Origin of the sequence: Tolypothrix sp. PCC 7601 (assembly GCF_025677855.1) — a bacterium.
Classification (GTDB): domain Bacteria; phylum Cyanobacteriota; class Cyanobacteriia; order Cyanobacteriales; family Nostocaceae; genus Aulosira; species Aulosira diplosiphon.
In genome coordinates this window covers 2,437,324-2,461,558 of record NZ_CP064879.1, presented here as the reverse complement: position 1 = coordinate 2,461,558, position 24,235 = coordinate 2,437,324, and the positions used below count along the sequence as shown (strand labels likewise).

The following is a 24,235-nucleotide window of genomic DNA, read 5'->3' as shown; positions in this document are numbered from 1 at the left end:
CCCTTTTTTCAAGGGGGGTTAGGGGGGATCTAATTTTATGCAGCCTCATAAAGAATTGGCATGAGATGAATTTAAATAATGTTGGCGATAGGTACATTATCTGGAGGACAAGGCAGTGCCTTGCCCCTACGATTGATCAGATTTTGGTGTTCAAGTTGGTATAAGTAGTAGAATAAAAACTTTTAATTTTTAATTCTCGCAACAGTAATAGCTATTAGCAGTTAGCTAATTGCTATCAAATAAAAAAATACTAAATGAACAACTATAAAAACGTTGTTTCGCTACTTTCTAATTCTTCTTCTTCATTTTCAGATTCTTTAACTCTCCGAATGGGTAAGTTGGCAATCAAAGCTGTGGTTCTTTGGTTACTTTCTAAAGAAAACTCCAACCCCTCTGTATCAACTTCTACATAGCGACAGACAATCTCTAGGATTTCTTCTCGCATTTTTTCTAATTTCTGGGGGTCGATGTCGGCGCGATCGTGGGCTATCACCAATTGCAGGCGGCGTTTAACGTGGGTACGACTGGTATCTGGTGAACGAACAAAAAGTCTTTCTAGTAGTTCGAGAATCATTGCTAGTAGGTCTGCGGAGACGGGAAAATATGGTTAAGCAAGTTTTGTCCACAACAACTTTCTCAAACGAGTAAAAATGTTGTCGTGATGTGAGTCGAGTTCAAGAAAATCGACGGTTTCCCCTTCTAATCTCCGTGCAATGTTCTCGAAGGCGGTGGCAGCTATAGAGGGGTTTTCTGAGAGTACTAGAGGTTCGCCACGGTTGGTAGAAACAATCACACGCTCGTCGTCAGGGATGACTCCAATTAAAGGGATGGCAAGAAGTTCCTGAACATCTTGAACAGACATCATATCATTGGCTCGCACCATTGCGGGTCTGATGCGGTTGATTATTAGATGGATTCGCTTAATGCCTTGTGCTTCTAATAACCCAACTACACGGTCAGCATCACGAACAGCAGAAATTTCTGGAGTGGTGACAATCAGGGCTTCTTTTGCGGGTGCGATCGCATTTTTGAATCCCATTTCAATACCCGCCGGGCTATCGATGATCACGTACTGGTACTTTTGGGCCAGTGCGTTCACCAATAATTTCATTTGGTCGGGGGTAACTGATTCTTTGGTACGATTTTGGGCGGCTGGTAAGAGTACAAGATTTGTTTGCCGCTTATCTTTGACTAAGGCTTGTTCTAAGCGACATTCTCTAGCGAGAACTTCTACCGCCGTATACACAATGCGGTTTTCTAGTCCTAGCAGCAAGTCTAAATTTCTCAGTCCAAAATCCGCATCAACTAAGGCTACTTGACGACCAATTTTTGCGATCGCCATGCCTAAATTTGCTGAAACTGTGGTTTTACCCACTCCTCCTTTACCGGAGGTAATGACAATAATGCGAGTCATGATCGAAACACGCTCAATTAGGGTTTAGAAAATATAGTAATTACTTATGGCTCCAGATTCATCCTATTTAATTGACTTCGGGAAAAATCAATAGCCCTAGCGATGCGAATGCCTTGCGATGTCATGTGCGCTACTTCAGGTGAAAACTGTGTAGGCGACTTTTCTGGGGCCCTGGCTACAGCATCGGCAATCCGCAGTTGGGTTGGTTCCATTTGCAGGGACATAATCAAACACTCGCGATTGCCACTAGCACCAGCATGGGCGATGCCACGTAACCTTCCCCACACTAAAATATCTCCATCTGCAACTACGATACCACCTGGATTTAAATCTCCCAAGATAATGACGCTTCCGGCATGGCGAATTTCTACACCAGAACGTACTGTCATTTCTAAATAAAGTGCATCTGCCAAAGGAGTTGGTACAACTTTTGGTTCTGAACTTAAGGAAGTTTCTAGTGGTAACTGTTCTACAGAATAGCCAGAGGAAACAGCTGCGATCGCAGTTTGACGGCGACTGGTAGCCACAGATTTTAGCTGGAGTTGGATTTCATTTAAGACCTCTGCTAGTTCTTGCAGTTGTCTGCTATCTAACAAGCGGTCTTTTGCTAGTAGATGCACTGGTGTATTTGGTACGCGGAAGCGATCTGCTTGTAAGCGTTGGCGCATCTGTTGCCAAATTTCATACCAGTTAAATTCTGCAGCAGGTACTTGTGCTTCGGTCGGTAAAATTAATAATAGTCTTCCCTCCTCAGTTTTCCATTGGACTTGGAGATCATTTTTGGCTTTATTGTCTGGTGATGGTGACTCTAGGTCATCTAAATCCGACAGGGTAGAAATTGAGTCTAAATCTGACATAATAGCAGAATTTTCCGCTTTATCAGGATTTTCTGCATTGGCGATCGCTTCTGGAGTCACAGCATTGGTTTTCCCCTCAGAATTTTCTGAGTTGGCAATCGCTTCTGGAGTCACAGCATTGGTTTCCCTCTCAGGATTTTCTAAGTTGGCAATCGCTTCTGGAGTCACAGCATTAGTTTCCCCCTCAGAATTTTCTGAGTTGGTAATCGCTTCTGTAGATGGAGAATTTGCATCTCCATCCAGGGTTTCTAAATTCGCTACCTCATCAGCAGGTGCAGAATTTACCTCCTCATCAGGGTGTTCTAAATTTGATTCCACATTATTAGGTATAGAATTTACCTCATCCTCAGAGTTATGCAACTTTGAGGTAGCAGAATGTGTCTTTAAATACTGAAGAACAGAATTTAGTTCTGCGTCTGGAAGAATAGAATTTAACTCTATACGAGAGAGGTTAGATTGTGAATCTGCATCAGAAAGTGCAGAATTTGACTCTAAATCGGCAGAATCAGAAGTCATACAGCACCAGCCAAAAAACAAAGAACAAACTGAGCAACGATCAATAATAGATTAGTTGCAACGCGCAATAACATCCTCACCCCAGAAACTACTGAGTGCAGAGTATATCAGAAGAAGGATGAAGTATGAAGTATGAAATTAAAATATTCATCATCCCCAGCGCGCACTACCTCTACTTATAAAGAACCTACAAGTAGCTTGTAGTAGCGAAGATATACATATATTCTTCCCCCTTCCCCTTTCACCTTTCACCCTTCCCCCTTTCACCCTTCCCCCTTCTTCACCAATCTGCGATAACTTGTTGCCAAGGCATCAGCATCGCCAACATTACCAGGAAATAATACTACTGGCAAATTGGGAAATTGGGGATGGTCTGAGGGTGTTAGCACCATCGAACAACCAGCTAAAATTTGACCCATTAACCGGGCTGAAGTTAAAGCCAGTCCGGTACTTAAAACATCATTAGAGGTAATGCCGCCTTTGCTGATTAAGAATCCTATATCAGATGGTAAACCCCTAACAATATCCATTAACAAAGCAGAAACTCTTTTGCCAAACTCTAGCCTGGTATTAACATCCTCAAAGGTAAGTTCTTGACGGCTGGTATAAACTACTGGTGTTTTGCCAGCTTCATGTACCGTCTTGATACTTTCCAGGATTTCGGTTAGTAGTGTAGCAGATTGATTCTCGTCATCATTAAGTAATCGCGCCACATCGACTTCAATTCCCTCTGTGCCATCTGCTTGTAATAATGCTTCTAGCTGTTGCGTCGTTTTCTTGACGTGGGAACCAACAATTACTGCACCTGGTTTACCATCACGTACATACTCTGCCATATTTTCGGCAGCTATGGGTTGGGGAGGTAAGGCAGCCAAAGCAGTTAAGATACTGGCAGCACTGCGGAATAAAAAGCGTTTTCCCTGACTGGCGGCTGTTAGAATATCAGATGCAAAGGTGTTGAGGTCGGCTTGGGTTTCGCCATCAACAACAACGCACTGATTACCGCTAAGTTGTAACAACCTCTGCAAACTACCTGCACGGATATCATCTAGCAAGAACCTGGTGACAGACTCAGCCTTGATTTGTCCTTGAGTTTTTTCTTCTACATATTTCGGTAAATAACTGTGATGGTAGCTGAAGACTGAATCACGAGCAAACTCAGTTTCATGCACTGGCTTAGGTTTACCATCAATGATTAAATAGTGGATGCTATCGATAGTGATGCGTCCCCCTTCAAAAAATGCCGGGACGAGAAAATGAGCATCAAAAGGGCCGAGTTCTTGAGCGATCGCATCTGTTTCGATGGGATAATGTCCTCGTAAAGTCGAATCAGAACGGCTAACCACCAAAAAGTCAGTAATATTTTCGGCTTGTAACGCTACTTTTAAATTTTGGCAGACTTCTTTAGTTACAGATGCAGCTGATTCTGGTGGGAGCGATCGCGTATTTGTCAAAATAAAGAAAATTGGTGAATCATCTCGCAAACCCAGGCGTAAAGTCTCCACATCCCAATGCATCAGCAGCAAACAACTGTGGACTGTTTGGGAACCCGTAGGATCATCATCCAGGACAATAATTTTTGGTTTGTTTGTCATGTCAACGTCGGGGAGACTGTAATTTGCTAATTTCTGCTTGCACATCTAAAGCAATCTGCAATGATTGATTGAGAAATTCAGCGTAATCCCCAGCCTGACTACTTACTTGCAAGGCTTGGAGATTGGCTAAATTATTGACAAATAACTCTTGATTATTAGCAAGCAATTTTTTATTATCCCGTAAAATTCGTTCGGTTTTTAAAGCCCGAACTAAATCTTCGCGAATCAGTTGTAATGCGGAGATCACTTTATCTCTGTCATTGATGCTGTGGGTATTACCGGATGTTGCTAATTGGTCGTTAATATCGATAGCATTGATTACAGAATGATATTTATCGACTTCATCTAAAAGGATTGTCAACCCTTGGGGACAAGTGAATTTTCGCCAGAGCGATCGCCCAATGATCACTGCAATCGGCACTAAAATTAATAACAGAATGCCTAATTTAATCGAAGAACCAATAGTTGGCAGAATAATAAAAGCATAAATTCCCCCCACAATAATCGGCGTTAGCGCCAGCGCCACCAACCCCTCATTCATAAAAAACCCCAATCGCTTCTCGCGGTCTGCCATAATGGAAGGTCGGAAAACGTCTTCTGGATCGAATCCAGTCAAGCGTCTCAATTCTCCTTTACTAATTTCCAAACCTAATAAATCCGGCTGCACTGCTGGATACTCCTTAAGGAAGCGCGAGTTGCGTATATATTGTAGTCGGGTTTGGCGTAGATGATGGGATGAGAAACGTTGTTGATATTTATTTAAGAGTTTGCACCAATACGATCATTGCAATACTCCCCAATCTTCTAAACACACAGCAGGTTCAAAAGGATCGTCATAACGGTACGGTTCTTTACCACGCAAAGGATAAGGATTCGCTTTTTGGCTATGAGTGTGGCTTTCTAAAATGATAATTTCCACAGCTTCCCCAGCCTGAAATGGTAAGTCTTTGATGAGCAAAGTTCCGTCTTCAGTTAAGGTTGTTTCAATTCGATGTGCTTTCATTGTTACTCGGCTTGTTCTGAATCTAATTAGTGAGCAATCGGCTTCATCTGCCGTAAATTTTCTTCACATCATTTATCATCATTTTCTGCGTACAGATGAAGCTTGAGCTTAACCATTCGCAATTTCTCAGGACATCCCGTAATTGTCTTAAAAATGGGGACTAGGGACTGTTTGCAAACTTAAAACGTATTTTACTTCTGAGAATAAGATTGCGATCGCAGCAAGTCGAATGTCGATTGTATCGCTTGACAATGCCAATGCATCGGGTCGCATTACGATTGTATTGCCTGACAATGCCAATGTATCCGGTCGCATTACGATTGTATTGCCTGACAATGCCAATGCATCGGGTCGCATTACGATTGTATCGCCTGACAATGCCAATGCATCCGGTCACATTACGATTGCATCACCTGACAATGCCAATGCATCGGGTCGCATTACGATTGTATCGCCTGACAATGCCAATGCATCCGGTCACATTACGATTGCATCACCTGACAATGCCAATGTATCGAGTCACATTACGATTGCATCGCCTGATAATTTATGAGTGCATCGAGAATTAGATTTCCCATTCTCATCACATATAAAGCATTGTGATCGCTTTGTCTTTTAATTACGAATTACAAATTACGAATTACGAATTACTCCAAGTGGAACCGTTGGGAATCGAACCCAAAGCCTGCAGCTGTCCGTTTGTTGGTTTCAGAGCAGTCGAACACCAATCGCGGCCCCAATAATTTGATAGTGCAAAGAGAAATTGCCAAGATACAATCCCAAAAGTGATATCTGTATTGATTTCAAACCGGAAAGATTTTTTAGTATCTATATTACATTTGTAATACAAACCCTACATTGTGTCAATGGCATACTACAAATTTTTTTCGCAAGTGATTGTATCGCCAGCCAAAAATTGTAACTAAATCAGTCGGTAGAAATAAATCTAACTATGTTACACAACCGATATTAGACTTGAAACCCTTACCAATTACCAATTACCAATTACCAACTATCTGTAATTGCACCGCTCTACTTATTAAATTAGCTTTATTCAGTAATTAAATCTTCAAAAATACTACTCAGCGCTGTTAATCCTGCCGCTACACTTTGGATTTGCTCTTCTGGTAGATTAGCCAATACAGAAGCAATTCTCGCACTTGTCAACGCCCTAACCTGTTGCAGATGATACTTACCTGTCTCAGTTAAATTCAGGAGAACATGACGACGTTCTTGAGGATTCTCTACTCTACTAACCAAATTCTTCTGTACTAGACGGTCTGTCAAATTTGAGGCTGTAGCCCTAGTTACACCTAAATTTTCTGCAACTTGCGAAAGAGAAGCACCAGGATTGCGATCGAGGAAAGCAAGCGTCCGAAACTGCGGAATAGAAAGCGATTCTGGCAAGAATGAAGCATTCCGTCTCATTTCTGCGCGAAAGAACTTGATGATTGTGGGAATAGTTTCCATCATTTTGGCAGCGCATTGCTCTGGTGTGATTTCTGTAGCTAGTTTTTTGGTATTCATAATTTGCATCGTCCTCATGGACAGAAAGTACTGAGACAAATGGATGAGAACGCAAGAGATTAAAGAAGATTAGCAGACAATACTTTTTGGTTAAGGGTAAAAGGGGAAGGGGAAAAGGGGCAAGAAAAAACCTTTAACCCTTACCCTTTCACCTTTTCCCCAAACCAAATTCCGATTTGAAAATCCTTAACCGAGCAGTATTGGATTAGCAGATTCCTTATTAATTATGGGAATTTCCTGCTACCTCTTACAAATGACAAATGACAAATCCAAAAATATTCCTCAAGATAGATGTTACGCTAACAGTTAGCAAAGCTAATTAATTTTAGCTAATATTGTGTTTGTATTTTTCAAATATCTGTTAAACCTTTATTGAGAGGCTCAAAATTAATGCTGCTGCTAGTCAGGATGAGATATTTATCTCGTAATTTCAAGACTAGACTTTCTTTAAATACGCAAAAATATATGTTGCCAGGACTTTTACCATTAATACCAAAACAGATCGGTAGAAACATCTTGCTATTGAGCTTAATTGCTGTATGTGGTTGTACGGCTACCGAGGCACAGTCTAATAAGCAACAAGGCAAAAATCAGCAGCGCGCTGTACCTGTTGTAGTAGCGACAGTCACGCGTAAAACTATACCTGTTGAGTTACGACAAACCGGAACCGTCGTGGCGTATTCGACTGTAGGGGTAAAGTCACAAGTTGCTGGGCCACTCACAGGCGTTTATTTCCAAGAAGGGCAGAATGTTAAAAAAGGGCAACTATTATTCAAAATAGATTCTCGACCGCAAGAAGCGGCGTTAATGCAAGCGCAAGCCAATAAAGAAAAAGCGATCGCACAGGTAAAACAAGCGCAAGCTAACCTCTCAAAGGCTGTAGCGCAAGTTAATCAAGCTAAAGCAAATCTCCTCAAAGACCAAACCCAAGCCAAAAACGCCCAAGTTCAAGCACAACGATATGGTACGCTGTTGAGCCAAGGCGCAATTAGCAAAGAGCAAGCAGACCAATTTCGCACCGCATCGGATGCTCAAAAAGCCACAGTAATTGCAGATAACGAAGGTATTAGCAATGCCGTGGCCGCAGTAGATGCGGCAAAAGCCGATTTAAATAACGCTAAAGCCACAGTTACAGCCGCAGACGCAGCAATTGACAGCGCTAAAATCACCCTTTCCTATAGTTCGATTTATTCACCAATTACCGGACGTACAGGCAGCTTGAAAGTCAATCAGGGCAACTTAGTAAAAGATAATGACACCAATCCCTTAGTGACAATCAGCCAAATTAGCCCAATTTACGTGACAACTTCCCTACCGCAACGCTTACTGCCAGAACTCAACAAATATCGGGCACAGGGAAAAATACAAGTTGATGCCTACATCCCCAAGGATGAACAGCGTCCCGAACATGGCGAACTTTCCTTTATAGATAGTGGTGTAGATCCCACCACTGGAACGATTCAACTCAAAAGCAGCTTTACCAACAGCGACGGACGCTTATCGCCAGGTCAATTTGTGAATGTTGTTGTCAGACTCACCCAAGAACCCAACGCCATAGTTGTTCCAACCACAGCCATCCAGACAGGACAAAAAGGGCAGTTTGTCTATGTATTGAACCCTGCCGATCAAACTGTAGATATGCGTCCCGTCGTTGTGGGTAATGCTGTTGGCAATGAATCAGTCATTCAAGAAGGTTTAAAAGAAGGCGAACAAGTCGTTACAGACGGACAATTTAACCTTAGACCCAAAGCCAAAGTCCAAATTAAGCAAGCAGTAGGCACTGGACAAAGAACAGGAAGCGCCAACCAAGGAAATCAAAGCCCTTAATATAAGTTTTTTGTTGTAAATATTTATACTTTTATACTCAAGAGTCAAGGGTCAAAGAGACAAACAGACGCGATGAATCGCGTCTGTACAAGAGCCAAAATTTATTTTTCCCCTGCTCCCTCATCCCCCTCATCTTCCTCATCTCCCTCATCCCAATCCCCAATCCCCAATCCCCACCCCATGAACATCTCTGCGTTATTCATCCGCCGACCGATAATGACCACACTGGTGATGCTAGCCATCATGGTGTTTGGCCTAATGAGTTATCAATTGTTGCCAGTGAGTGACTTGCCTACGGTGGATTTTCCCACAATTCAGGTATCGGCTAGCTTACCAGGAGCTAGTCCTGAGACAGTAGCTTCGTCAGTCGCAACGCCATTAGAACAGCAATTTTCCAGTATTGCTGGTCTGGATTCGATGAACTCTACAAGTTCTCTGGGTTCGGCACAGATTACGCTGCAATTCAACTTGAGTCGGGATATAGATAGTGCGGCTCAAGATGTGCAATCTGCGATCGCCAAAGCAGCGCGCCAGTTACCAAGTAGTATGCCGAATCCGCCATCATACCGCAAAGTCAACCCGGCAGATTCACCTATTTTGTATGTAGCTTTAAGCTCATCAGCTTTGCCCTTATCGGAAGTTGATAAATACGGGGAAACGATACTAGCGCAGCGTCTATCAATGGTTGATGGAGTAGCGCAGGTACAGGTTTATGGTTCGCAAAAGTACGCGGTGCGAATTTACCTTGATCCTCAATCTTTAAGCGCGAAAGGTTTGGGGATTGATGAAGTAGCAACTGCTGTTTCTCAAGGGAATTCTAATTTACCGACTGGTAACCTTTACGGCAAAAATCAAAACTTCACTATTGAGTCAAATGGGCAATTGAACAATGCTGAAGCTTACCGTTCTTTAGTGGTTTCTTATCGCAACGGCGCGCCTGTTCAATTAGGAGAATTAGGTAAAGTATTTGATAGCGTAGAAAACGATAAAGTAGCTAGTTGGTTTAACGGCACACGAGCAATTGTCTTAGCAATTCAAAGGCAACCAGGAAGTAATACTGTAGCAGTTGTAGACGGAATTAAAAAGATTTTACCGAGCTTCCGTGAGCAAATTCCGGCGGCGGTAGATATGACAATTTTATATGACCGCTCCCAATCAATTCGCGAGTCAGTAAATGATGTCAAATTTACCTTATTCCTGACAATTTGCTTGGTAGTTTTGGTTATTTTTCTCTTTTTACGTAACATCTCAGCTACCATCATTCCCAGCTTGGCAGTACCTTTATCGCTAGTAGCAACTTTTGGGGTAATGCTATTACTAGGTTACTCTCTAGATAACCTGTCCTTAATGGCGCTTACTCTGGCTGTTGGCTTTGTGGTAGACGACGCAGTAGTAATGTTAGAAAACATTGTGCGTCACATGGAAATGGGCGAAAATCGCCTGGAAGCTGCCCTCAACGGTTCTAAAGAAATTGGATTTACCATTTTATCAATGACCATTTCTCTAGTAGCTGTATTTATTCCCATCATGTTTATGGGTGGAATTTTAGGAAGGCTATTCAGTGAGTTTGCTGTTACTATTAGCGTTTCAATTTTAGTATCTGGATTTATATCCCTTACCCTGACACCAATGCTTTGTAGTCGTTTTCTCAAGCATGAAGGTGAGCATCAACATTCAGAAAATGGACATCATCTAAATAATGGTCATACTATATCCAGCAATGGACCTCATGATTTAGAAAGTGATTATGTCATCTCTAATGATGGATTTAATCACACAGAAAATGGTCATACTTTATCCCCAGATGGATTTGATAATACAGGCAATGGCCATGTTACATCAAGCAATGGAAATCATCATGTAGAAAATGGTCACGCCATCTCCAATGATGGTAATGGACATCAAATAAATAAATCCCAAAAACAGAAAGCTAAAAATTGGAAACGTCGTCTTTATAATGCTTCTGAGTGGGTATTTGATACCATGCTACGCGCTTATGAAGCCACCCTGAAACTATCAATGAAATATCACCGTACAACGATGATACTTTCAGGCGCGATTTTAGTTGCAACCATATATTTATTTATTGTTGTTCCTAAAGGCTTTATTCCCAATGATGATACTGGACAGTTAAGTGTCAATACAGAAGCGGCTCAAGATATTTCCTTTGATGAGATGGTGAAACATCAACAAGTCATAGCAAATATTGTCCGCCGCAACCCTAATGTAGAAGCAATTAACTCTAGTGTAGGTGCGGGTGGAGCCAATTCCACATCTAATGCTGGACGTATTTTCGTAAAATTAAAACCCCATTCCCAACGCCACGAAAGTGCTGATAAAATAGCGAATGAACTACGTCCTAAACTAACAGGAATTCCCGGAATTAGAGCATTTGTTCAAAACCCGCCATCTATTCGTCTTGGTGGACAGCAAACAAAAGCGCTTTATCAATTTGGACTTTCTAGCCCGAATTTACAAGATTTATATCAATACGCGCCAGCTTTGGAAACAAAGTTGCGACAAATGCCAGAATTACAAGATGTGAATAGCGACTTGCAAATCAAAAATCCCCAAATTAACGTCCAAGTTAATCGCGAACAAGCCTCAACTTTGGGTTTAACAGCCAATCAAATTGAAAGCACTTTAAATAATGCTTATGGTACTCGCCAAGTTTCCACTATCTATGCATCTGATGGTCAATATCAAGTAATAATGGGAGTAGATCCCCAGTATCAGTTAAGTCCCAATGACCTTGATTTATTAACAGTTCGTTCGACTAGTGGTCAAGAAGTACCTTTAAATGCTGTAGCAACACTTAGTAAAGGTGTTGGGCCATTAACAGTTAACCATTACGGACAACTTTCTGCTGTGACTATTTCCTTTAACCTCAAACCTGAAGTTTCTTTAGGAAATGTTACCGGAAAGATTGAACAACTAGCTCGTGAAACATTACCACCAACTATTAGTACTAGCTTTCAAGGTACAGCACAGGTATTTCAATCTTCGCTTTCTAGCTTGGGATTTTTACTAATAATTGCAATTTTAGTAATTTACATTGTGTTGGGAATTCTCTACGAAGATTTTATCCACCCGATTACAATTCTTTCTAGCTTACCTTCAGCAGGATTTGGTGCATTAATCACCTTAATGGTATTTGGAGTTGATTTAAATATCTACGCTTTTGTCGGCATTATCATGCTAGTTGGTATCGTTAAGAAAAACGGCATTATGATGATTGACTTTGCAATGGATGCCCAGAAAAATCAAGGTAAAACGCCGTTTGATGCCATCTATGAAGCTTGTGTAGTCCGTTTCCGTCCCATTATGATGACCACAATGGCAGCATTAATGGGTACTCTACCAATTGCGCTTGGTTTAGGCGCAGGTGCAGAATCTCGCCGTCCTTTAGGTTTAGCAGTTGTTGGTGGTTTATTGTTCTCGCAATTACTAACGCTTTATATCACTCCAGTTTTCTACACATACATGGAGTCATTGCGGAAGCGGTTGAATAATAAAGGTAGAAAGCAGAAAGATAAAGTTAAACAAGAACAAGAAAAGGCAGAAGTATTATGATTAGAATCTAATTATGTTCATTTAAATTATTACAGATAATCACTTTAAATTTGTAAGAGGTTATTTATAAAGTAAAAATAAAATTACTGTAGGGTGTGTTAGGCGCTGACTTTCAATATAATTTGTCACGAAATAACTATCCTAGCGCCTAACGCACCATCTACGCGACGGTGCGTTACGGCTAAATATCATTGTCTCTGTGTCCGAAATCCTTTCATAGCCGTAACACACCCTACTTAAGATTTACTTTATAAATAGTCTCTAAGCAAATTTAGAGTGATTAGAAAATATGCCGTTTATTTACAATCCACAGTCTTCACAACGTAGTAAAATTAAATTTACTATAGATGATGTTATGCCAATGCTTTTAAAGCATGGTAAATGACCCTTTGGAGCTTTTATAGAAAAGTTTAGTTCTTCAAACCACACAGGGTTATCTTCAGAAAATAAATCAGCAAAAAATAATAATGTTTTCCTTAGTATTTTTCGTTTTAGCCATCCTACTTCATATCCAAAACGACACCAATCTTCTGTATCTGGCTCTTTTTTACCATTTATATTTAACCATATTTGCTTTTGTATACTTAAACCAAATTTGCTATCACTGTATTCAACCCAAAGCCTGTCGATGAATTGCAAATCCTGGCAAGAAAGTTCCTGAATATCATTTACATACAGCGAACCTTGTTTCTCTCGACCCGCTAGCTTTAATAGAATATCAAAAGTTTCTTCATTTGCATCTTCCCATCTACTAGATTTTAGTAAATTATCAAGTCTGCTATAATCCTCTTTTGCTAGTAAGTTGAGATGAGGGGTAACCCCAGAGACTTTAACATTATTGGCGTTTGAACCAAAAGATTGAGAATTATTAAGTTCTAATATTATTTTTTTATTTCCGGGTAATTTATGAATATTGATAGCTTCTATTAATTCCACAGCAGTTTGATACCTATTATTAATATAATCATGAATTAAAGTATCTAATATATTAGCGAAATCTTGACTAATTAAATTAGTTTCTAAGAGACTTTCTTTCCATATCCATTTTCCATTTAACGCATCATAAAGTTCATCATAACCGTCAGCTTTTGGAAAAGAGCCGGTTAATAACCTAATACAAGTTACACCCAAGCTGTAAAGGTCACTAGCAGGAAATACCTGACCACGCATTTGCTCTAATGGTGCATAGCCATGTGTACCAACAGTAGTTCCCACTTTACCAATAATTGTTCCGGTAGCTTGTTTAGAAACGCCAAAATCAATTAGCATTAACTGACCATCTTTATGGCGACGCATAATATTTTCTGGCTTGATATCTCGATGAATTACTCCTTGCTCATGGATAAATTGAAGAACTGGTAATAAATCCTTTAAAAGCTGTATTATCTTCGCTTCACTAAATGTTCCCTGCTGCTGTAATTCTTGTAGTAAATTGTGACCATCAATAAACTCTTGTACGAGATACAAACGCTGATCCTGTTCAAAATAAGCAATGAGGCGGGGAATTTGTGGATGTTCTCCCAAATCATACAAACGCTTCGCCTCTTGCTTAAACAATTCGGTTGCTTTCTCTAATGCTGCTGTTCCTTCCACTTGTGGAAAAAATTGCTTAATCACGCAAGGTTCATCCATCTTATCCACATCTCTGGCTTCATAAGTCTTACCAAATCCACCCTCACCCAAAAGTTTAATCACACGGAAACGATTACGGAATAGAGGTGTAAGAATTTGTCCACAGCGAAGACAAAACTTATTGCTATCAGGATTAAAGGGATTTGAGCAATTAGGATTAGGACAGTAAAGCATATCTGGGTAGATATTAGCAGAGTGTGTATATGTTAAGTTTTCCCATTTCTATTTGCTGGGTTGAGATACCACCAAAGTTTTTGGACAAATTTACTTCTAGTGACTGGGATTGTCTAAGGTAAATTTTGCTAGCGTGGTGATATAAGGTTTATTTTTCCTGAGCTATTCGCTAAGGGATACAGGGGTATAACATGGCTAATTTAAAACTGCGTCGCACCGAAAATGTCAACGGCGATTTTTATGTAGATTCTAGCTGTATTGATTGTGATACCTGTCGCTGGATGACTCCCGAAGTATTTTATCGTGCTGATGAACAGTCAGCAGTTTATCATCAACCTACAAATGAAAAAGAAAGATTAGCAGCGCTGCAAGCACTTTTAGCCTGTCCTACTAGCTCTATTGGTACAGTTGAAAAGCCACAAGATATTAAAAATGCTCAAGAAACTTTTCCGATTTTAGTTGAGAAAAATGTTTACCACTGTGGCTATCATTCAGAAAAATCTTATGCCGCAGCTAGTTATTTTATTCAACATCCTGAAGGCAATATTTTAGTAGATTCACCTAGATTCACACCGCCTTTGATCAAGCGTTTAGAAGAGATGGGCGGCATTCGTTATATGTATTTGACTCACAGAGATGATATTGCCGATCATCAAAAGTTTGCAGAGCATTTTCAATGTCAACGCATTCTGCACGCTGATGATATTTCGGCAGATACTCGCAATGTGGAAATACAATTAACTGGAGTAGAACCATTTACTTTGACTGAGGATATATTAATTATCCCAGTTCCTGGTCACTCAAAAGGGCATACAGTTCTACTCTATAAAAATAAGTTTATGTTTACTGGTGACCATCTTGCTTGGTCAGAAAACTTACATCAATTGAATGCATTTCGCGATTTCTGTTGGTATTCTTGGACAGAGCAAATTAAATCAATGCGGAAATTAGCTAATTACTCATTTGAATGGGTGTTACCAGGTCATGGAAGGAGATTTCACGCTGATGTTGAGACTATGCACCAGCAAATGCACAAATGTATTGAGTTGATGGAAGCAGTTAAATAAATAATTACTAATTCGTAATTCGTAGCTTTATCTCCATCTTTCGGTAATTAATAATAATCCAATTACCAATTACCAATTACCAATTACCAAATTTCTCGCCTTAATCTGTGATTTCGCTAGGAAGCCTTTCACAATTGTCTATTTGTATTGAATTTAGCCGAAAACCTCTCTAAATGAGGAGGATTTTACAGCTTGATTGCGAGACAGTGAGTGGAAATGTCATCCAAAACTAGTGCAAGGTAGATTATGAAAGCAACTGTGTATTACGGAGCAGGTGATGTGCGGGTGGAGAATGTTCCCGATCCGCAAATTCAACAGCCAACAGATGCGATCGTGCGGATTACTCATGCTTGTATCTGTGGATCGGATCTGTGGTTTTATCAAGGTAAAGACCAATGGCAACCAGGATGGCGTACTGGACATGAATGGATGGGGATTGTCGAAGAGGTGGGATCGGAGGTGCGAAATTTCAAGCGGGGCGATCGCGTTTTAGCTCCGTTTGCTTTTTCTGATGGTGCTTGTGAATTTTGCGGCAAAAACCTGCAAACTTCTTGTCTACAGGGCGGTTTTTGGGGTGGTAAAAATGATGGCGGACAAGCTGAAGCTGTTCGCGCCCAGTTTGCTGATGGTACGCTGGTAAAAATTCCTGATGCTGTGGAAAATGATGCTGCCATGCTCAAGAAGATTTTACCGCTAACGGATGTGATGTCCACAGGACACCATGCAGCAGTATCAGCAGGCGTAAAACCAGGAAGCACAGTCGCGGTCATTGGTGATGGAGCCGTGGGGCTGTGCGGGGTGTTAGCTGCTCACCGATTAGGAGCCGCAAGAATTATAATGCTTGGTCGGCATGAGAATCGGCTGGCGATCGCGCGTAAATTTGGCGCAACAGATTTTGTCAGCAGCCGGGACGAACAAGCTATTCAAGAAGTGCAAGAAATGACAAAAGGCGGTGCTGAATCAGTTCTCGAGTGTGTTGGTACAGAATCCTCAATGAAAACAGCGATCGGTATTTGTCGCCCAGGTGGAGCGATTGGCTATGTCGGGGTTCCTCATGGTAGCGAGACAATTAATTTGTCGAGGATGTTTCAGTCCAACATCACATTGCGAGGTGGTGTTGCTCCTGCACGTGCTTATATTCCAGAACTGTTGATTGATGTCCTGGCTGACAGAATCGATCCATCCCTAGTCCTAGACGTTACCGTCGATATCAATGGCGTTCCTGATGGCTATCAGGCGATGAACGATCGCCAAGCTATTAAAGTCATGGTGAGCGTTTAGCGATCGCTACTCAATACTTTTAGGTTAAGGGGAAAAAGGGGAATGGTTCAAGGGAAAGAAATAACCTTTAACCTTTTTCCCAAAAGCTATTTTGAGTTCAAAACGCTTAACTGAGTAGTATTGCAATACTTGTCGGGGAAGGGTAAAAGGGGAAGGGTAAAAGGGGCAAGAAAAAACCTTTAACCCTTACCCTTTCACCTTTTCCCCAAACCAAATTCCGAGTTGAAAATCCTTAACCGAGCAGTATTGAGTAGTATTGGATCGCTAATTTTCAGGGATTCCCAAAAAATAAATTCTCTTGGGCATGGGTGAACGAAAAAAGGTGTGGGGAAGAGCTTAGTTAGCGTACATCATACGCTAACTAAGCTCTGACTCATATAGATGTTAACTCTTATGAGAGTATGAATTATTTTTGAAATCTTGCCGCTTCTTCAACTAGGTCATTGAGTCCTAGTTCTAATGTATGAAGCACCTGGTTTAACGCTTCGATTTTTGTCCGATTTTTCATCATCTCAACTGCCTTTAAAAAAGCAGGACTACCTGCTTTACCAATATATTGATGACAACTTTTGCTACCATTTTTGGTAACAAAGATAGGTTCTCCTGATTGCCACTTGTAATACCAATAAGCGCCACCCTTACCTTTGGCGCGGTAACGAACAATCCAACAACTATTAGCAGCTACATCACTCTTAAGAAGAGTAGAGATTTCTTGGTTGATTTCTTCTCTTTTGGCTTGTAATTGTTCTATTCTATGTGCTAAATCTGAAAGATTCTGTTCTCTTGTTTTGACCACTATGTAAGTACTAACTTCAAAGGACAAGTTTTATCGTAAACTTTACGCTACCTGACTGTAATTGTAAGATTTGGATGACCAAAAATTTGACCATCGAGTTGAATTACTTAAATATGCTGCCCTTAATGCCATAACTCCTTCAGCTCCAAATAAAGACCAATGCATTCCCGCTTGTTTTAATCTTTGTGTAACCACACGCCGATTGGAGCTTTCAACCACTCCCGAACCAATCATTAAACCAGCTTTTAAATAAGAGTGATAATCAATCCGACTCTGATTATTAGTTAAATAACGCTCTAAATCGGTAATAGCTCCCTTTAAATCTTTCTTCTTTTTGGGGAATTGATGACAATTTTCAATTACTGTATTCCATTGTGATTTTTTTAGTAATTGTTGTTGAGTTTTTACCCAATCCAATTGATAGTCTTCGTTATTTGGATACGCTGCTTTCGCTACTGCCCACACATATTCCGAGAGATGAAAAAAGTCGAGAATTTCCACCGAACCTGGAAATTGTTCTGATGCCATCGACCAAATCCAATGTGCGCCATCACCAATTACTACGGTTTTTGTGGGTTTTGTACCTGCTACTTGATTATATAACTGGGATACTCTCTGAGTAAATTCTGGCCGAGATTTTAAAGTAGCTACATATTCCCGAGTACGTATAACACCTCTTTTTTTACCAACTTTTTGATGGTCTTTACTCCAGAAAATTACACCAACTTTTGCTTCTTTATATCCTTGTTTTTGATTCAAGGGAGTCATGACTCCATCAACTCCCACATATAATAAATCTGGTGGTTCCTGCTCTTGATTGGGAATTCCAAACTGTGAAGAAGTGTCTTGCTCACATCGAACCTGAAACTCTTGTGTTTGTAGTTGATTTCCTGTCTTTTCTACTTGATTAGCTAAGGTTTTTTGTGTCAAATCTAGTCTTGTCCATTTTTGAAACAAGGAGTGAGAATTTGGAAATTCACTACTAACTCCCAAGGCACAGGCTAATTCTAATACCATTGGTAGCCATTTATCTTTTGGTAGTCCTAACTCTTCATCAACTTTGACTTTAATACCATCTGTTGTCTCATAAGCTCTACGTACAACAACCATTTCACCTAATGGAGTGTAATATCTTTTTTCTCGTTTAGTTCTCGGATGTGAGTATTCGGCTTCTTTTTCTTCAATTAAGGCTTGGAATAAGCTTTGTTGCACAAAGTTCCCTAATTTTAGCCACATATTGTAAAATTCGCCCACAAATTCTTCTAAATGGTGACACTCCGGTAAGTCCTGGAGTGTGTCATTGATGTGAGACAGAATTGATTGGTGGTTGTTCATGGGAAGTTTGGTTTTATGGCATCTCAGATATGTTAGCGGAATTTGTCCGCTAACTCCTCTCCCACACTTTTTTTCGTTCACCCCTTGGGCATGAACAATTTCGGTATTTAAACGTCATTAGTTCAACCACTGAATTCAGTGATTGAATCATACGCTCTTAACTAATTTTAGTTTTTTATGGCTCAGGTCTGACTTGAACAGACGACCCCAGGCTTATGAGTCCCGTGCTCTAACCAACTGAGCTACTGAGCCTTACTTTATCCAATGATTTCTAAATATAGCAGAAAAACTTCACAATTTCTAGTCCAATTGCAAATTAATTTTCTGTTTGGGCTTGGTGAATTGCTGTAAAGCAAAAGAGGGAGGTTAATCTCCCTCTTTGAAAAAGGCAAGAATTGAATTCTAGACAGCCAGAAATTAGATCCGGTTTGCCAATAAAGTAATGGGGTTAACTGCGCCCTTACCTGTGGGATGAATTTCAAAATGGCTGTGTGGCCCAGTGCTAAAACCAGTACTACCCATAAGAGCAATTGTGTCTCCTTGTCGTACTTGCTGACCTGCCTGCACTAAAATCTTGCTGTTATGACCATAGCGAGTCATACTACCGTCACTATGGCGGATATCTACAAGATTACCGTAGCCACCGTTGTTCCAACCTGCTTTGACAACCACGCCATCAGCGGATGCGTAAATTGGTGTACCTGTGGAGTTGGCAACATCAATTCCTCTGTGCATTCTTCCCCAGCGCCAGCCATAGCCAGAGGTAAGAACACCTTTAGCTGGCCAAATGTAAGCTACAGATGAGGAGGATGGAGGAGGAATAGCCTCGTCCAAAGGTTTGGGTAGATATTGATCTACTGCTGACAAAGGTGGCAAACTTGGAGAAACGGTAGTTCCCCGCATCTTGCCTAAAGAATCGGAAGCATTAACGCCTCTGGGAGGTGTAGCAATCCGAGGTACAGATAGTTTGCGTCCAGGTGCTTGGTTGGAAAAGAACTCAGGATTTACTGGCTCGTTAGTTGGTTGAGTTGCACGGAACAGAGGCTTCATTGGTTGGACTGCATTAACCCTCGGTGAAGGTACAGGAATCTGTATTGCACTCCGTGGGAAAGTCGGGCTAGTCGCAAAGTTATTGCTATTAGCTACAGGAAGCACTGCTGCAGGCTGATTATTTTCGCTAACTACTGGTACAACAACTCCAGCTTGTTGAGCGCGATATTTCTCCCGCAATCTTTGGATTTCTGCTTGTAAGCTCTGAAGGCGCTCATTACTCTTAGCGCTTGCAAGCTTCTGTGGTTTTTGATTTTGCAATTCTGCAAATATTTTTGGTACCGGGGCATCACCACCCATACCATAAGAAATACCAGGAGTGGGGGCTGTTTCCGCAGCTGCAGTATTTGCAGGAATTTGATTGTTCGCTGTTGCTGGTGTCGGTACAGTGACACTGTTATTGTTAGCAACTGTTGGTAATTGTGGTGTTACAGGTAAAGTAACACTGTTATTGTTAGCAACGACTGGTAACTGTGGTGCCACAGGTACAGTTGGGCTAACAATAGCTGTATTCACAGGAGATGGTACTACTTTAGAGGTAGCTACTTCAGACTGTTCTACAGTGGGGTTAATTGCTAACTTGGATGGGTTATTAACTGCAATGCTGTTAAACTCAGTCGATGGCACAACCAATTTTTGACTGATTTGCAGTTGATTGGGATTGCTCAGATGGTTAACTTTGGCTAATTCTGAGACAGATGTACCATACTTACTAGCGATCGCAGCTAGTGTATCTCCTGGCTTAACTTCGTAAGCAGCATTATTTGATGGTGCAGCAGCTTTGAGTGTAGCTGGTACAGGTGTAGCTACGGGAGCCGTATTAGCTTTTGCCTGTTTTAGCTTTGCAATCAAGCTTGCTTGGCTAGCATTTGTGGTGGTTGGTGACTGTTCTGTTGTCAGGTTGCTGGCGTTGATTTGTGGAGCTTTTTCAACTGCAGCAGCTGTTGGTTCAGCCAACCCCTTGTTAGCTTGTGATAAATTCTGGGTCTCCTCAGACCGCAACTCCGCCAGACTTTCTTTTAAACGGTTCGATTTTTCTTGTAAGCGATTCAGCGCAAATTCTTGCTGTGCTTTCAGTTGAGCGGTAACTGCACTATCCACACCTTTAGTGTTTGTTACTGCTGTTAGGGATGTATTGGGTGAGCTAACTGCACTATTACCAATAGAAAGTTTTTGTACTTCAGGTAGCTTGTTGGTTGTTTGTAAACCATTTACTACTTGAGACTGCTGGTAGAGAGAAGTTTTATAAGTTGTTGTAGCTTTAGCAGTTGCTTCTGATGCTGGAACTGGCAAAGACATTCCACTGGCCGCAACCTGTAGTTTAGCTTCAAGCCCGGGCACTTGTGAAATTGCTGTTGGTTCCACAATCACAGGATTTTCCGGCACGCTCACGAGGGAGACGGTTTGGTTTTCCAGGGTTGTGGGAGCAAATTTCATCTCAGTGTCAGGAGCAGCTGGCATTGTTGAGGCTGCCTTTTGGCTGCCTACAGGAGCCGCTGCTTGGGCTTGATCGCTTTGCCGAGTCACCAAGAGGCTGGTTGCTCCCATTGACAGAGCCAACCCGATCATGGCGGCTTGTGTCCGCGCCCGGCGGTTAGCTACAGAATTTGCATTATTTGACGGTTCTATTGGGACACCATCACTGCTGGGAGTATTGTTCAGCACAGCTTTTACTCTCTTTTTCAATGCTCGTTTCAAAGACGACCTCCTAAATGTTCACTAGTGTTTAACTGACCTTGATTTTTTTTTCAGTCTGAGACTAGTCAATGATTTAGATCACATCCAAAGATTGATCAAGATCACACCCACCAGAGATACTTACGCAAGATTAACCTGCTTCTCTGATTTAGACAAGTTCACACCCATTAGCAAAACTTTAAAATTGCTGTGCTGACTTGTCCGCTCCGTTCCTCACACCTTTAGGATTTTTTGCTGTTTGCATCTGTCTGCGCTTGCTTTGCTAAATTAACCGGGGCTGGACAAACATATATACTGTGCCATTTCCACTGGTTGCGATCAGCAATTAATTCGCTACGACTTCTAGAAAAGCAAATCCCCTGTTGTAGATATCTTCAAGAGATTTCTATCCAATCCGTCTACCCAACACGAGACTTTACGTTGATTATTCCCTAAAAGACAACCGTATTATCTCGCAGCGACTTTTGCGCTTCTTTTTTATCTTGATTGAGCAAAAAACGTTTAAATGCCTCATAGGACTATCTTGTGACGTTTTTGTTCCCAAGATTAAGATAATTGAAGTTCATCAAAATCTATCATTCATTTGCGGAATCGTCGCTACTTTTCGATACAAATTTCTTATATAAGCTCACCTACATTCGTAAGTATTGTTTACCGAGCTTGCAAAAAGCTTTCAGAATCAAGTATATCCATTCACTTTATTGAAGCTGTAACAATGGATATATTTGGGGGAATTTGGGGGGATTGGGGACTGGGGAACTCGGGGCCCCCTCTGGGGATAAGGGGTAATGGGGATTGGGGAGATGAGGGAGATGAGGGGGATGAGGGGGATGAGGGAGTGAAGGGACAAGGAGATAAATACTATTACCATGCCCAATGCCCAATGCCCCATGCCCAATGCCCCATGCCCTATTGTAAATATCCCAATTGGCGGCGGGCTTCAAATAAGCTTACAGCAACACTTACAGACAGATTTAAGCTGCGAACATTGGGTTGCGCCATAGGAATATAGAGAGTGGCATCACAGGCTGACAAAGCTGTGGGCGGTAATCCTGTGGTTTCGCTACCAAATAGCAACCAGTCATTATCTTGAAACTGAAATTGAGCATAATTGGAACTGCCACGCACAGAGAAGCCCAAGCATCTGCCGCCACGTTCCTGATGTACGGTTTTAAAGTCTTCTAGCGTTTGGTGATAGTTGAGTTTGACATAGGGCCAGTAATCTAAACCTGCTCTTTTGAGGTAGCGATCGCTAATTTCAAACCCCAAAGGCCCTACCAAATGTAATTCTGTACCCGTAGCTGCACAAGTCCGGGCAATATTGCCTGTATTCGGCGGAATTTGGGGATTAACTAAAACTACCTGCGGCATTTTCTCAGTGGTAAAAATGTAGTAGAAACAACAATGTATCATCTCGACACATTTTACCAATGTATGTTGATTATCTATAGGTTTTCTTAATAATTATGAAGCTAATTCTATTGATTAGTTTTTTAAAACATAAAACAATAAACTCTTAAAAGGAAATCTAAGAGTATTCATAAGATAAAACAATCAATTATTAAATTTTTATGATCAACTAGTGCCATGACGCGAAAATCAACTTACTAAAATTTTGGCAGTCAGGCGCTAGTTGGTCGTGTTCCTGGGGTCTCCCAAGTATTCAAAAAAATCTACCATTTGTAACTGGGGAGGGGATGGGGTGTTACGCCATTGAGGGGGAACACAATTTATCTTCTAATTCAATTTCCCGTTCTTTAGCAGTAACAATTGCTTGGGTAATGACACGTTGAGCATCAACCCCAACTGCGTGCAATTGTAGCCACTGTTGAGCTTCATTACCTTCGCGCAAAATTTTCTGTAAAGGAGAAAGGAAGCAATTAAATCCTCTTTCTTTAGCGATCGCCCAAAGTTCTTCAGACATTTGAGCAATCCAATCTCTGGCAATAATAGTTTTGCCATCTTGCCAATGTGTCAATTGAGCATCCAAACTATTTGCTGCAGCTGCGGCTTCATTGCTAGCAGTGACAGCAATTAGTTCTTGGGGGGTAAAGGTGCTTTGGGTTAACGGATCGATGTGGGTGTTTTCTATTATCTGCAACAGACGAGCTTCCAGCAACGCGGTAATTGCGAGTAATGCAATGGGATCTGTGACTAAATCGCAAATTCGCAGTTCTAAGCGATTTAAATCATAAGGACGGCGATCGCCATTAGGACGCACTGATGTCCACAAATGACGAACATTTTGCATGGTTCCAGCAGCTAACTGTTGTTCTACCCATTGAATATGATCGGCATGGCTAGAAAATAGAGGTACATGGCTAGGAGTTTGGGGGAAGAGTCCCCAACGAGTCGAGTGATAGCCAGTCGCTTTGCCATCGATGAAGGGGGATGAGGCGCTGAGGGCGAGGAATAAAGGTGCTTCGGTACGAATAACGCGACAAGCCCGCATTAATGTTTCTGGATCGCTAATCCCTACATTAATATGTACGCTAGCGGTCACTACTTTTGTGCCGTAGGTGTTTTCTATATAGTCGTGATAGGGATTTTTAGGATCGGAACGGAAGAAGCGATCGCTCCTACCCAAAGACAGGGTACTACCAGGAATTAAGGTATAGTCACCCAATTGCTTGAGGTATTTTCTCAGTTCTTGGCGAGGACGTACTAGGGCACACAATAGCTGCTCAAAACTTTGTAAAGGTTTCGTGACATATTCAACGTTGCGGCTATCTGGCTCTCGCATAAAACTTGGCATAGCCTCAACTATTTTGTCAGAGAGACCGACGATTTCACCCTGAGGTGTGCCCGTATACATTTCAATTTCAAAGCCTTTTAATAACCTCACCTTTTTCTCCTCGGCTCTCCTAGCCTATAAATTGTATCGAACACG

19 protein-coding genes and 1 tRNA gene are annotated in these 24,235 nt (G+C 41.3%); 5 read left to right on the top strand and 15 right to left on the bottom strand.

Translation table 11 applies throughout. The features are described 5' to 3' along the window. Positions 1–262: 262 nt before the first annotated feature. From minE to HG267_RS10300, 6 genes are all read right to left on the bottom strand, one after another. The gene (minE, locus tag HG267_RS10325) at positions 263–574 is read right to left on the bottom strand and encodes a cell division topological specificity factor MinE (RefSeq protein WP_045869513.1); all 312 of its coding nucleotides are present in this window, start codon (positions 572–574) and stop codon (positions 263–265) included. A 33-nt stretch (positions 575–607) separates the two neighbouring features. After that, positions 608–1,414, bottom strand: a complete 807-nt coding sequence (minD, locus tag HG267_RS10320) for a septum site-determining protein MinD (protein WP_045869512.1) — start codon at positions 1,412–1,414, stop codon at positions 608–610. Between the two features lie 44 nt (positions 1,415–1,458). After that, positions 1,459–2,271, bottom strand: coding sequence for a septum site-determining protein MinC (gene minC / locus HG267_RS10315; protein WP_045869698.1), 813 nt, complete (start codon positions 2,269–2,271; stop codon positions 1,459–1,461). Positions 2,272–3,050: 779 nt separating this feature from the next. After that, positions 3,051–4,382 (bottom strand): four-carbon acid sugar kinase family protein, encoded by a 1,332-nt coding sequence (locus HG267_RS10310; RefSeq protein WP_045869511.1) that lies wholly within the window; start codon positions 4,380–4,382, stop codon positions 3,051–3,053. A gap of 1 nt (position 4,383) precedes the next feature. After that, on the bottom strand, positions 4,384–5,049 hold the full coding sequence (locus tag HG267_RS10305) for a hypothetical protein (protein WP_045869510.1): 666 nt from the start codon (positions 5,047–5,049) through the stop codon (positions 4,384–4,386). A 114-nt stretch (positions 5,050–5,163) separates the two neighbouring features. After that, positions 5,164–5,385 (bottom strand): hypothetical protein, encoded by a 222-nt coding sequence (locus HG267_RS10300; protein WP_045869509.1) that lies wholly within the window; start codon positions 5,383–5,385, stop codon positions 5,164–5,166. A gap of 229 nt (positions 5,386–5,614) precedes the next feature. Here HG267_RS10300 and HG267_RS10295 point away from each other — a divergent pair, with 229 nt between their 5' ends. Further along, complete coding sequence (locus tag HG267_RS10295; protein WP_045869508.1) at positions 5,615–5,938, top strand: hypothetical protein; 324 nt, start codon at positions 5,615–5,617, stop codon at positions 5,936–5,938. 497 nt (positions 5,939–6,435) lie between these two features. On the opposite strand, the gene HG267_RS10290 is transcribed toward HG267_RS10295, so the two are convergent. Continuing rightward, positions 6,436–6,912, bottom strand: coding sequence for a MarR family winged helix-turn-helix transcriptional regulator (locus HG267_RS10290; protein WP_045869507.1), 477 nt, complete (start codon positions 6,910–6,912; stop codon positions 6,436–6,438). 465 nt (positions 6,913–7,377) lie between these two features. Here HG267_RS10290 and HG267_RS10285 point away from each other — a divergent pair, with 465 nt between their 5' ends. Continuing rightward, positions 7,378–8,739 (top strand): efflux RND transporter periplasmic adaptor subunit, encoded by a 1,362-nt coding sequence (locus HG267_RS10285; protein WP_081583962.1) that lies wholly within the window; start codon positions 7,378–7,380, stop codon positions 8,737–8,739. Between the two features lie 101 nt (positions 8,740–8,840). Here the strand turns inward: HG267_RS10285 and HG267_RS10280 are convergent, their stop codons facing one another. Then, complete coding sequence (locus tag HG267_RS10280; protein ID WP_168160946.1) at positions 8,841–8,984, bottom strand: hypothetical protein; 144 nt, start codon at positions 8,982–8,984, stop codon at positions 8,841–8,843. On the opposite strand from HG267_RS10280, the gene HG267_RS10275 reads away from it, so the two are divergent. After that, the gene (locus HG267_RS10275; RefSeq protein ID WP_045869506.1) at positions 8,920–12,312 is read left to right on the top strand and encodes an efflux RND transporter permease subunit; all 3,393 of its coding nucleotides are present in this window, start codon (positions 8,920–8,922) and stop codon (positions 12,310–12,312) included. The genes HG267_RS10280 and HG267_RS10275 overlap by 65 nt on opposite strands. A gap of 300 nt (positions 12,313–12,612) precedes the next feature. Here HG267_RS10275 and HG267_RS10270 read toward each other — a convergent pair whose 3' ends face one another. Continuing rightward, positions 12,613–14,118, bottom strand: a complete 1,506-nt coding sequence (locus HG267_RS10270; RefSeq protein WP_045869505.1) for a serine/threonine-protein kinase — start codon at positions 14,116–14,118, stop codon at positions 12,613–12,615. 191 nt (positions 14,119–14,309) lie between these two features. On the opposite strand from HG267_RS10270, the gene HG267_RS10265 reads away from it, so the two are divergent. Together HG267_RS10265 and HG267_RS10260 are read left to right on the top strand one after the other, a co-directional pair. Next, positions 14,310–15,185 carry an MBL fold metallo-hydrolase gene (locus HG267_RS10265; protein ID WP_045869504.1) on the top strand — a complete coding sequence of 292 codons (876 nt, stop codon included), beginning with the start codon at positions 14,310–14,312 and terminating at the stop codon, positions 15,183–15,185. A gap of 246 nt (positions 15,186–15,431) precedes the next feature. Beyond that, entirely contained in the window at positions 15,432–16,466 is a 1,035-nt protein-coding gene (locus tag HG267_RS10260) for a zinc-dependent alcohol dehydrogenase family protein (protein WP_045869503.1), read from the top strand. Between the two features lie 406 nt (positions 16,467–16,872). On the opposite strand, the gene HG267_RS10255 is transcribed toward HG267_RS10260, so the two are convergent. The 6 genes from HG267_RS10255 to gshA form a co-directional block, all read right to left on the bottom strand. Then, positions 16,873–17,262: a hypothetical protein gene (locus HG267_RS10255; protein WP_045868481.1), complete on the bottom strand. Its 390-nt coding sequence runs from the start codon at positions 17,260–17,262 to the stop codon at positions 16,873–16,875. Between the two features lie 42 nt (positions 17,263–17,304). Next, complete coding sequence (locus HG267_RS10250) at positions 17,305–18,597, bottom strand: ISKra4 family transposase (protein ID WP_081583904.1); 1,293 nt, start codon at positions 18,595–18,597, stop codon at positions 17,305–17,307. 178 nt (positions 18,598–18,775) lie between these two features. Continuing rightward, a tRNA-Met gene (locus HG267_RS10245) sits at positions 18,776–18,849 on the bottom strand. A gap of 165 nt (positions 18,850–19,014) precedes the next feature. Next, positions 19,015–21,312 carry a peptidoglycan DD-metalloendopeptidase family protein gene (locus HG267_RS10240; RefSeq protein WP_235623028.1) on the bottom strand — a complete coding sequence of 766 codons (2,298 nt, stop codon included), beginning with the start codon at positions 21,310–21,312 and terminating at the stop codon, positions 19,015–19,017. A gap of 942 nt (positions 21,313–22,254) precedes the next feature. Then, entirely contained in the window at positions 22,255–22,716 is a 462-nt protein-coding gene (locus HG267_RS10235; protein WP_045869501.1) for a tRNA (cytidine(34)-2'-O)-methyltransferase, read from the bottom strand. Positions 22,717–23,050: 334 nt separating this feature from the next. After that, positions 23,051–24,190 carry a glutamate--cysteine ligase gene (gshA, locus tag HG267_RS10230; protein ID WP_045869500.1) on the bottom strand — a complete coding sequence of 380 codons (1,140 nt, stop codon included), beginning with the start codon at positions 24,188–24,190 and terminating at the stop codon, positions 23,051–23,053. Between the last annotated feature and the right edge of the window lie 45 nt (positions 24,191–24,235).

Bases quoted from the DNA above. Each gene is read 5' to 3' on its own strand.
- minE (WP_045869513.1), bottom strand. From the start codon at position 574: ATGATTCTCGAACTACTAGAAAGACTTTTTGTTCGTTCACCAGATACC.
- minD (WP_045869512.1), bottom strand. From the start codon at position 1,414: ATGACTCGCATTATTGTCATTACCTCCGGTAAAGGAGGAGTGGGTAAA.
- minC (WP_045869698.1), bottom strand. From the start codon at position 2,271: ATGTCAGATTTAGACTCAATTTCTACCCTGTCGGATTTAGATGACCTA.
- HG267_RS10310 (WP_045869511.1), bottom strand. From the start codon at position 4,382: ATGACAAACAAACCAAAAATTATTGTCCTGGATGATGATCCTACGGGT.
- HG267_RS10300 (WP_045869509.1), bottom strand. From the start codon at position 5,385: ATGAAAGCACATCGAATTGAAACAACCTTAACTGAAGACGGAACTTTG.
- HG267_RS10295 (WP_045869508.1), top strand. From the start codon at position 5,615: ATGTCGATTGTATCGCTTGACAATGCCAATGCATCGGGTCGCATTACG.
- HG267_RS10290 (WP_045869507.1), bottom strand. From the start codon at position 6,912: ATGAATACCAAAAAACTAGCTACAGAAATCACACCAGAGCAATGCGCT.
- HG267_RS10285 (WP_081583962.1), top strand. From the start codon at position 7,378: ATGTTGCCAGGACTTTTACCATTAATACCAAAACAGATCGGTAGAAAC.
- HG267_RS10275 (WP_045869506.1), top strand. From the start codon at position 8,920: ATGAACATCTCTGCGTTATTCATCCGCCGACCGATAATGACCACACTG.
- HG267_RS10280 (WP_168160946.1), bottom strand. From the start codon at position 8,984: ATGATGGCTAGCATCACCAGTGTGGTCATTATCGGTCGGCGGATGAAT.
- HG267_RS10270 (WP_045869505.1), bottom strand. From the start codon at position 14,118: ATGCTTTACTGTCCTAATCCTAATTGCTCAAATCCCTTTAATCCTGAT.
- HG267_RS10265 (WP_045869504.1), top strand. From the start codon at position 14,310: ATGGCTAATTTAAAACTGCGTCGCACCGAAAATGTCAACGGCGATTTT.
- HG267_RS10260 (WP_045869503.1), top strand. From the start codon at position 15,432: ATGAAAGCAACTGTGTATTACGGAGCAGGTGATGTGCGGGTGGAGAAT.
- HG267_RS10250 (WP_081583904.1), bottom strand. From the start codon at position 18,597: ATGAACAACCACCAATCAATTCTGTCTCACATCAATGACACACTCCAG.
- HG267_RS10235 (WP_045869501.1), bottom strand. From the start codon at position 22,716: ATGCCGCAGGTAGTTTTAGTTAATCCCCAAATTCCGCCGAATACAGGC.